The organism is Rhodanobacter ginsengiterrae (assembly GCF_050026815.1).
GTDB lineage: Bacteria > Pseudomonadota > Gammaproteobacteria > Xanthomonadales > Rhodanobacteraceae > Rhodanobacter > Rhodanobacter ginsengiterrae.
In genome coordinates, this window is record NZ_JALBWO010000044.1 from 119687 (window position 1) to 129176 (window position 9490).

Below are 9490 nucleotides of genomic sequence, written 5' to 3' on the forward strand. Positions count from 1 at the left end.
CCCTGTGGTTGAGAACGCGCCGGGCGGTGGCGACTTCTCAAGGACCGCCGATGCCGCGGGCGAGGTTGATCGCCTGCGCCACGCTCTGGCTGAGTTGCACGTTGCTGGTCAGCGATTGACGGATGAGATCGATTTCCATCATGTTGCTTGCCGACTGATTGTCGGCGGCGAGCTGCACGCTCTGTCCGAGGCTGCCGTTGCGAATCCACTGCTGCACCGAGCCGAGTCCGTTGATGCCAAGCTGGATGCTGGCGTTCTGGCCGTCGAACACGGCGCTTGCGCTGGCCCCGTCCTGGCGGGTGCTGGCGCCACCCTGCGACGCCCCGCCGGCACTGGCCGGTGCGCTGTTGCCGTCATGCAGGTTGAGCCGGACGACGTTGTTGGCCAGATTGTCGTCACCGGCCACCTGCACGCTCTGCACCACACCGGCGACATTGGCCAGGCCACTGCCATCAATGCGGCGGATGGTGGTGTCCGGGCTGACCGGCATCGGGATGATGGTGTCCGCTCGCGTGATGCTTACGCTGGGCTGAAAGCTCACCACGGGCTGCGGGTGCTTTCCGCTGAAGTCCATGCTGATGGCCATCGTTCCCTGCAAGGTCTGGCCGTTGCTGGCCTGCCAGGTCGAAATCATCCGCACCCCGAACCAGGCGACCGCGTTGTTGCCGACGGTATAGCGGCCGCGCAAGGTATTGAGTTCAGGGTCGTTGATGGCCTGAAGGCCGGTGCCCGGCCGACTTGTCGACGTGGGCTCGGCGGCTGCGGCATACATGGGCGTCAACGCGATTCCCAAGCCAAGTGCCGCAAGTGGAAGCATGACGAGTTTCATGGTGAGGCCTCTGCAAAAGGTGGGCTAGAACAGGTCGGCATGGGTGAATCCGAAGTCGATCAGTTCCGCATCGGTGATCGGTCCCTGCCGCGCGAACAACGCGCGGGCACTGGGTTGTCGGGTCGGTTGCAGCAGCGCCGTGTTGCGGTCGAAGTCGTTGCCGATCACCACGAAGATTGCCCGTGACGGCCACGTCTTGACGAAGTCGGTTACGCTCATCTGACGATTGCCGAGCATCGGATCGGCCAGTTCCACCGTGTCGCCGCGGACCTGCTTGAGCACCACGAAGTGGCGGAATCCGCGAATGTCCATCAACACCAGGCCCGGCACGCGCAAGCTGCGCAGGCGTGCTTCGTCGACCCGATAGCCGCGTCCACGCATGCCCAGTGATTCCACGTAGTGCTTGATGTCCAGCATGGAAAAGCCACGCTGCCTGACCAGTTCCGTGTCGGCCACGCCCATCATTCCCTGGATCACCTGGGTCTCATCGACATTCAGGTGATAGGCGTAGCGCAGAATCGTCGCCAGTGCGGCGGCGCCGCAGCTGTAGTCGGTATGCTGGCGCACCATGTTGCGAAAGCGGCCTTCGTGCATGCTTTCGACCGGGCCACTGTAGAGCGCGCCGTTGGGCAGCACGCCGGCAAAGCGCACGTCGGCGGCATGAAGCCTGTCGCCGAGCAGAGCCAGTCCGCCGGCAAGCAAGGTCATGGCAAGTGGGTTTCGCATCATCGTTCCGCGTAATCGCTTGTGGCGAAGGAAGTCCCCCGGCCTGCAGGGGACAGGCCGGGGGGTTCCGTTGGTGCCCGGCAGCAGGACTGCCGGGGTACCGCCCTCATTGGCCGCTCACGCGGCCCTGACTGTTACTCGCCACCACCAGACGGCGGCGTCGTGCTCGGCTGTGCCACCGCCAGTGCAAGGCTGTTGGCCTGCAGGTTGCCGGTGCCGGAGGCGACGTTCACGCCGATGTTGCCCGAGGCGTTCTGGAATGCGTTGCCGGACAGGCTGGCATCGTTGGTCGCATCGACCACGACGTAGCGCGAGGTGGTGACCGAGCCGCTCAGGTTGGCCCACAGATCGTTGGCAGACAGTTCCACGAAGCCAAGCTGGCCGTGCTCGCGTGAATCAGTGGAGCCACCGACCGTGCCACTACCGGTCGCGTTGACGCCGAAGGCCAGTGCGCCGCCATCGCCATTGAGATCGGTGCCGCCCTGGGTCGCGGTGTCCAGGTCGAAGTGACCGGTCTGGTTGCCGCCTGGATGGGTATTGCCGTTCCAGATATCCGGATAGACGTTGCCGATCTGGTCAGCCGTGCCGCTGAGGGTCGACGAGCTGGTGCCACTGAACGAGCCATGCGAGCTGCCCGCATAGCCGCCACTTCCGATGCCGAGCGAGTAGCCCTGCACAGCACCGCTCAGGCTGACTTCGGTGGTGTCATCATAGCGCTGCACGATGCCGGCATTGCTCACCGAGTTGCCACTTGAAACCTGGTTCGAGCTGATGCTCGACTGGGCGAAATCGGTCGTCGCCACCGAGGCGGCCAGCGCATTCTTCTGCTCGTTGTTGTTGCCCGAGGCGACGTTGACGCCGATGTTGCCGGTGGCGCCACTGAAGGCGTCGGCACCGATGCCGGCGGCATTGGTCACGCCGCTGTTCATGGTCTCGTTGCCGCTGCCGGCCTGGTTCACGAACACTTCGGCGTCGGCCATGCCGAAGGAGAAGCTGGCATCGGCGGCGGAAAGCGAAGCGGCGTTGTCCTGCGCGTTGTTGTCGCCGGCCGCCACGTTCATGCCGATGTTGCCGGAGGCTGCCGCGCCGACGTTGTCACCGATCGAGCTGGTATTGGACAGCTTGTCGTTGCTGCCCATGTTGCCGGACACCGACTGGCGGTTGTCGATCACGGCGATCGCGGCCGAGTCGGTCTTGATGTCACCGCTGACGGTCGGGTCGCCACTGATGTTCACGTCGGTGGTGAGGCCCAGGCTCTTCTTGAAGGCCACGTCGACGCTGTGCGCGTCCTTGTTCTTGCGCACGTCGACGTTCCTGGTGACGTTGACGTTCTTGTTGATGTTGGTATCGGAGTTCCTGGTGACATCCATTTCCAGCTTGTAGGTCGCCGACTTGTAGGTGACGCTGTGCTGGTCGTGGCCGCGGTCGTGACCACGGTCACCGTCATTTCCCGCATGGGCCATCGAAGTGCCGAAAAGCGTTGCCACGGCCAGGGCAAGCATTGTCCGTTTCATGTTCGCGTTCATGGTGTCCTCACTTATCCAGCTTGGTTGGTGTTACCGCGGCGTGGACGGCACGGACAGCAACAGCTGGTTGCCCGTGGCATTGCCCGAACCTGCGGCTTGATTGAGTTGCAGCACGCCCTGGTAGCCCTGCATGGCCGACGACTCGACCGACACGCTGCGCGTGCCGCCGCCGGATGTGCTGGCGGCTTGGGAGCGCTGCCCCCCTGCCGACGCGGAGACGGCGGTGGACAGGGTGTCGTCCGTCGCTTCGCGTATGCCTTGCGCGGTCAGTACGGCGGCAACCGCGTTGAGCTGCGCATTGCTGCTGCCACTGGCCTGATTGATCGAGGCGAGCCCGTTGCCGGCGAGGAACGCCTGGCCGCCGATGCCGACGCTCGCCGCCAGCGGGTGATCGCCGTGGTTGTCACGCTGCAGCTGGCGACTTTGGATGGACACGGCGCCGCCGCTGGCGAAGGCGCGCAGGTTGGCCTGCTGGTTGAGATCACCGGCGGCCATGTTCACCGCGATGGCGCCCTTCGCTGCGCTGAAACTGTTGCCATCGATGCGGGTGGTGGCGAGATAGCCAAGCATCGTGGCGTAGTCGTCGTCGCCCGCATGCGCCGCCGGAACGACGCCCGCCGATGACAGCAAGAGCACGACGAGCAGGAGCGCTGGCCTGGTCATGGTCATGTCAATGCGCGGCCGGAGTTGCCGGCGTCATGCCCGGCAGTTGCGACAGCGCGCCGCGCACCTGGTCGCCGATGCCGCGGGTGGTGTTGCCGACGGCGCCCAGCGGCCCGGCGATCACGTTGCCGATGCCCGCATCGGACGCGCCGGCGTGCCCGTCATTGCCAGCCAGCGTGCTGCCGAGAGCGCTGCCGACGATCTGTTCCACCGACGAGCGATGGCCACCCGCTGTCGCGGGTGTGGCCGCGTCCAGGCTGGCGTAGTCCGCATCGCTGAGCTCTCCGGTGCCGAGCGCGCCGGCAATTTCGCGGCGCGGTGAGGGATCGACCATCAACGCCATCCCCGGCGGCGCCGGCCGGTACGCTGGACGTGTGGACACGTTGCGCAGCAGCACGATGTCACCCGGTTGGGCCTTCACCGCCTGGTGGGCATCGGCGGCGAAGGCGCCGGCCGGCACCAGCAGCGCACCCAGCAGCACGACGATGCAGTCGACCCGCAGGTAGTGATGGCTTGGATACATGGCAGGCTCCCCGGTGTGGTCCTCAATGACCGAAGAGCAATCCGCGTGCCATCAACAGGAAAGCCCGTCACCATGCGGTCTGCGGCGGCGACCGGCGCCCTGCGGCGGCTTCGCTGTCGTGTCGCGGCGTATACAGTGCTGAAGCGCGCCGAAGCGCATGTCACCGGGCGGAAAGCGCATTGCGCCTGCATCGGGGCGGACTGTAACGTCGGCGATACAGTTCGCCGGGCGGTGTTACATCGCATCGAAACAGGCGAACGAACTAGGCGAATTGGCGGCCTGGTTCTACGATGCGCGCCACGGCGCGGCCATCACCCGCGATGACCGACACCACCTTTCGAGAGCGACATGCACGAACCACCTTCCGACCTGATCGAACTGGGCAAGCGCTACTGGCTGCCGGTCTACAAGCCGCGCGAACTGGTGCTCGACCATGGCAAGGGTGCGCGCGTGTGGGATACGGCAGGTCGCGAGTATGTCGACTTCGGTGCCGGCATCGCGGTGAACGCACTGGGCCATCAGGATCCGGACCTGCTGGCGGCGCTGACCACGCAGGCGCACAAGCTGTGGCACAGCAGCAATGTGTTCTACACCGAGCCGCCGCTGCGCCTGGCGGCGGAACTGGTGGAAGCGTCCGGCTTCGCCGAACGCGTATTCCTGTGCAATTCGGGTGCGGAAGCGAACGAGGCGGCGATCAAGCTGGTGCGCAAGTGGGCGGCATCGAAAGGGCGCGCACCGGAACAGCGGAACATTCTCAGCTTCTTCGGCTCGTTCCACGGCCGCACCCTGGCCACCGTTACGGCCACCGCGCAACCGAAGTACCAGGAAGGCTACGAACCGCTGCCGGGTGGTTTCATCTATTCGGCATTCAACGATGTCGGTGCGCTCGAGGCGGCGTTCGCTACCCATGACATCGCCGCGGTGATGCTGGAGCCGGTGCAGGGCGAGGGCGGCGTGCTGCCTGCCGCACCGGGCTTCCTGAAGCGTGCGCGTGAGTTGTGCGACCAGCACGACGCGTTGCTGGTGCTGGACGAGATCCAGTGCGGCATGGGTCGCACCGGCGCACTCTTCGCGCACACCCATGATGGCGTGACGCCGGACATCGTGACCCTGGCCAAGGCGCTGGGCTGCGGTTTTCCGATTGGCGCGATGCTGGCCGGTCCCAAGGTTGCGCAGGTGATGCAGTACGGCGCGCATGGCACCACGTTTGGCGGCAACCCGATGGCTGCCGCGGTTGCCCGCGTGGCGCTGGCCAAGCTGGGTTCGCCGGCGGTGCTGGCCAACGTGGAACGCCAGGCGCATGACTTGCGCGCCGGGCTGGCCCGCATCAACCACCAGCTGAACCTGTTCGACGAAGTGCGCGGACGCGGACTGATGATCGGCGCGGTGCTGGCGGAAGCGCATCGGGGCAAGGCGGGCGCCATCCTCGATCATGCCGCCGCGCATGGCTTGCTGCTGCTGCAGGCAGGAACCGACGTGTTGCGCTTCGTTCCGCCGCTGACCATCACCGACGAGGAATTGGCCGAAGGGCTGACCCGTCTGCACGCGGCGTTGAGCGACTTCGTCGCAAGCTGAAGCCACAAGAATCGGGAGTCGACCGTGAAATATCTGCACACCATGGTGCGCGTGCGCGATCTGGATGCCTCGCTGCGCTTCTACTGCGACGGGCTCGGCCTGCGCGAGGTTCGTCGCAAGGACGTTCCCGAGGGCAAGTTCACCCTGGTCTTCCTGTCCGCCGGGGAAAGTCCGGAAGCCGAGATCGAACTGACCTTCAACTGGGGCGCGCAGGAAGACTACGGTTCTGCGCGCAACTTCGGCCATCTCGCCTTTCGCGTCGATGACATCTACGCCACCTGCGAGCGGTTGCAGGATATGGGCTACACCATTCATCGTCCGCCGCGTGACGGCCACATGGCCTTCGTGCGTTCGCCCGACCTGATCTCGATCGAACTGCTGCAGGAAGGCCACTTGCCGCCGCGCGAGCCGTGGGCGTCCATGCCCAATACCGGCAACTGGTGACTCAGCCCCTGGCGTCGCGAAGCGCGCCGCGGGCGGCTTCCAGCGTGTCGGCAATATCCTGGTCGCTGTGCGCGCTGGACATGAAGCCAGCTTCAAATGCGGACGGCGCCAGATACACGCCGCGCTTCAGCATGCCGTGGAAGAAGCGATTGAACAGGTCGACATCGGCGGCCGTCGCCTGTGCATAACTGCTGACCTTGTCGGCGGTGAAGAACAGGCCGAACATGCCGCCCACGCGATTGGTGCTGAACGCCATGTCCTCGCCATCGGCAACAGACTGCAAGCCGTCGGTCAGCAGGCGCGTGCGCGCGGCCAGTTTGTCGTGGAAGCTCGGTGCCTGGACCAGTTCCAGCATGGCCAGGCCCGCCGCCATCGCTACCGGATTTCCGCTCAGCGTGCCGGCCTGGTAGATCGGGCCGGCCGGGGCAATCTGCTCCATCAGCTCGCGCCGGCCGCCATAGGCGCCCACCGGCATGCCGCCGCCGATGATCTTGCCGAAGGTGGTCAGGTCCGGTGTGACGCCGTAATGTGCCTGCGCGCCGCCAAGCGCGACGCGGAAACCGGTCATCACCTCGTCGAAGATCAGCAGGGTGCCGGCCTGGGAGCACAGCTCGCGCAGACCCTGCAGATAGCCCTCTGCCGGCGGAATGCAGTTCATGTTGCCGGCGACCGGCTCGATGATCAGGCCGGCGATCTCGTTGCCCTGTTCAGCGAACAATGCCCTGGCGGCATCGAGGTCGTTATAGGGCAGGGTCAGGGTCAGGTCGGCATTCGCCTTCGGTACCCCCGGCGAGGTCGGTACGCCGAAGGTCAGTGCGCCGGAGCCGGCCTTGACCAGGAAGCTGTCGCCATGACCGTGATAGCAGCCTTCGAACTTCACGATCTTGCTGCGGCCGGTGGCGCCGCGGGCCAGCCGGATTGCCGACATGGTTGCTTCGGTGCCGGAGTTGACCATGCGTACCATGTCGATCGAAGGGATCAAACGATTGATCGTTTCAGCCATGGTCACCTCGGCCGCGCAAGGCGTGCCGAAGGAGAGGCCGTGCTTCACTGCGCGCTCCACCGCTTCACGCACCGCCGGATGGTTGTGGCCGACAATCATCGGTCCCCACGAACCGACGTAATCGATATAGCGGGTTCCCTCCACGTCCCACAGGTAGGCGCCATCCGCGCGCGCCGTGAAGAACGGCTCGCCACCGACGGACTTGAACGCGCGTACCGGGGAATTCACGCCACCGGGCATCAGTTGCCGGGCGCGCTGGAAAAGTTCGTGGTTGTTCAACATGCGGATTCTCGATCGGAGGTGTACAGGTCGGTGAAGCGTCTGGCTGCGGCACGAACATCCGGGGCGGCAAAGACGGCCGAAACCACGGCGAGGTAATCCGCGCCGGCTTCAACCAGGGTTCGCCCATTGTCCGGCGTGATGCCGCCGATCGCTACCCGCGGTATCCCCAGCGCGGCGCTTTGCCTCAGCAGTTCGATCGGTACCAGTGATGCCAGTGGTTTGGTCGATGACGGAAAAAACGCGCCGAATGACACGTAGCTTGCGCCGGCACGAGCAGCGGCTTCGGCCCGTGCCAGCGAGTCGTAGCAGGACACGCCGATGATGGCCCGCTCGCCCATCACCCTGCGCACTGCCGCCGGATCGTCGTCGTCGCGACCCAGATGCACGCCCTGGGCCCCGACCTCGAGGGCCAGCACGATGTCGTGATCGATGATCAGCGTCGCATCGTGCACCCGGCAGATCTTCGCCAGCCCGCTGGCTTCGGCGTGCCGACGTTCCGTATCGCGGCTCAGGTCGCGGTACTGCAGCAGCCGCGCCCCGCCCTCCAGCGCTTGCGCGGCCGCTTCGAGCAGATCGGTGCGCGGACCATTTGTGACGGCGTACAGGCCGCGGCCAGTTTGTAGTGCGAAGTGGTTCAAGTCGTGACCTCAGCGGTTGCGGGTGGAGGAGTTGGCGCGCCACCCGCTTTCGCATTCGCGGGTGAGTTGCGAGAATGGGCCATTCCCTAGCGATCCGAAGAAGCCCGACCATGAGCCAGAGTTCCAGCGAGACCGCCGTGCGCAAATGGATGTGCGTAGTGTGTGGCTATATCTATGACGAAGCGCTCGGCGTGCCCGACGAAGGCATCCCTGCCGGTACCCGCTGGGCGGACGTGCCGGATACCTGGACCTGTCCGGATTGCGGCACCACCAAGGACGACTTCGAAATGATCGAGCTCGACTGAGCGCCGCTTCCCGCCTGCAAACGGCCCGATTCTGTCACTGCGCTGACCGGGCCGCCTGCTCTGATGTTCCTGCGCCCGATCACGCGGCGCGCCATGCGGGAACATCTCATGCTGCAGTTCATTCCATTCGAAGATGACTGGGACGCCCTGGAAAACCTGCGTCCGGAAGATTTGATTCCCTTTCGTGTCGGCATGCTCGATACGGTGTCGGCCGACGCTCAGCGCACCGTTCCCAGATCGCCGTCGATCTTCAGCACGTCACCGGGCTTGGCGCCGATCCGCTGCGCGGTACCCGCCGACAGCTCCAGGACATAGATGGCGGGCGCGGCGCTGGGGTAGATCGGGCAGGGATCGGCCTTGCACGGCGGTACGTCCCGCTGGATCGAGACCAACCGTCCGCCGTCATCGAAATACAGGATGTCCAGCGGGATCAGCGTGTTCTTCATCCAGAAACCCTGCGGGCCCATGACGGGAAACGCAAACAGCATGCCGTGGTCGGCCTCCAGCTTGGTGCGCATCATCAATCCGTGCTGGCGACTGGCGTTGTCCGTGGCCAGCTCGACGGAGAAGCGATGTCCGTCCAGTTCGACCGCGGCTTGTGCGTAAGGGGGAGGGGCGGCGCAGGCGCTGGCCGCCAGCAGGAACAGCAATGACAGGAGCGCATGTTTCATCGCTTGCTCGCATGTGATGGGAACGAAGCCGTGACGAGTGTAGCGCCGCATCGGGAGCGTCCTTCGCCAAAGAATCATGAGAAAAGTGCGGGACCCCCTTCCAAGATCCTTTGCCCGGCGCTATGATTCACGCCCCTTCGACGAAACGTCCTTCTTCGAAGGTTCCTGCTTCAAGGCAACCTCGAAAAAAGCGTCACCGAGGGTGTTGACGGTAGGGAAAAGCGATGTAGAATGGGCGGCTCACCTAGGACGAAACGTCTTGGGGCGCAAACCGGAAACGGGATGCAAGCGAACGATCTTTGACA

Annotated in this window: 11 protein-coding genes; 3 read left to right on the plus strand and 8 right to left on the minus strand. The window is 65.0% G+C overall.

Annotation, left to right across the window (positions count from 1 at the left end):
• Positions 1 to 37: 37 nt before the first annotated feature.
• The 5 genes from ACQGNJ_RS03835 to ACQGNJ_RS03855 form a co-directional block, all read right to left on the minus strand.
• The gene (locus ACQGNJ_RS03835; protein ID WP_426687908.1) at positions 38 to 772 is read right to left on the minus strand and encodes a hypothetical protein; all 735 of its coding nucleotides are present in this window, start codon (positions 770 to 772) and stop codon (positions 38 to 40) included.
• An 81-nt stretch (positions 773 to 853) separates the two neighbouring features.
• A complete protein-coding gene (locus ACQGNJ_RS03840) occupies positions 854 to 1558 on the minus strand; it encodes a C39 family peptidase (protein WP_426687909.1) in 705 nt (234 codons plus the stop codon).
• Positions 1559 to 1689: 131 nt separating this feature from the next.
• Complete coding sequence (locus ACQGNJ_RS03845; protein WP_426687910.1) at positions 1690 to 3081, minus strand: adhesin; 1392 nt, start codon at positions 3079 to 3081, stop codon at positions 1690 to 1692.
• Positions 3082 to 3111: 30 nt separating this feature from the next.
• Positions 3112 to 3744, minus strand: coding sequence for a hypothetical protein (locus ACQGNJ_RS03850; RefSeq protein WP_426687911.1), 633 nt, complete (start codon positions 3742 to 3744; stop codon positions 3112 to 3114).
• A gap of 7 nt (positions 3745 to 3751) precedes the next feature.
• Positions 3752 to 4267, minus strand: a complete 516-nt coding sequence (locus ACQGNJ_RS03855; RefSeq protein ID WP_426687912.1) for a hypothetical protein — start codon at positions 4265 to 4267, stop codon at positions 3752 to 3754.
• A gap of 348 nt (positions 4268 to 4615) precedes the next feature.
• Here ACQGNJ_RS03855 and ACQGNJ_RS03860 point away from each other — a divergent pair, with 348 nt between their 5' ends.
• Both ACQGNJ_RS03860 and ACQGNJ_RS03865 read left to right on the plus strand, forming a co-directional pair.
• The gene (locus tag ACQGNJ_RS03860; protein ID WP_426687913.1) at positions 4616 to 5842 is read left to right on the plus strand and encodes an acetylornithine/succinylornithine family transaminase; all 1227 of its coding nucleotides are present in this window, start codon (positions 4616 to 4618) and stop codon (positions 5840 to 5842) included.
• A 24-nt stretch (positions 5843 to 5866) separates the two neighbouring features.
• Positions 5867 to 6286 (plus strand): VOC family protein, encoded by a 420-nt coding sequence (locus ACQGNJ_RS03865; RefSeq protein ID WP_426687914.1) that lies wholly within the window; start codon positions 5867 to 5869, stop codon positions 6284 to 6286.
• 1 nt (position 6287) lies between these two features.
• Here ACQGNJ_RS03865 and hemL read toward each other — a convergent pair whose 3' ends face one another.
• Complete coding sequence (gene hemL / locus ACQGNJ_RS03870; protein WP_426687915.1) at positions 6288 to 7571, minus strand: glutamate-1-semialdehyde 2,1-aminomutase; 1284 nt, start codon at positions 7569 to 7571, stop codon at positions 6288 to 6290.
• On the minus strand, positions 7565 to 8209 hold the full coding sequence (gene thiE / locus ACQGNJ_RS03875; protein WP_426687916.1) for a thiamine phosphate synthase: 645 nt from the start codon (positions 8207 to 8209) through the stop codon (positions 7565 to 7567). Before thiE ends, hemL begins: the two co-directional genes overlap by 7 nt.
• A gap of 110 nt (positions 8210 to 8319) precedes the next feature.
• Here thiE and ACQGNJ_RS03880 point away from each other — a divergent pair, with 110 nt between their 5' ends.
• A complete protein-coding gene (locus ACQGNJ_RS03880; protein ID WP_426687917.1) occupies positions 8320 to 8514 on the plus strand; it encodes a rubredoxin in 195 nt (64 codons plus the stop codon).
• Positions 8515 to 8732: 218 nt separating this feature from the next.
• Here the strand turns inward: ACQGNJ_RS03880 and ACQGNJ_RS03885 are convergent, their stop codons facing one another.
• On the minus strand, positions 8733 to 9185 hold the full coding sequence (locus tag ACQGNJ_RS03885; RefSeq protein ID WP_426687918.1) for a DUF192 domain-containing protein: 453 nt from the start codon (positions 9183 to 9185) through the stop codon (positions 8733 to 8735).
• Positions 9186 to 9490 lie beyond the last annotated feature (305 nt).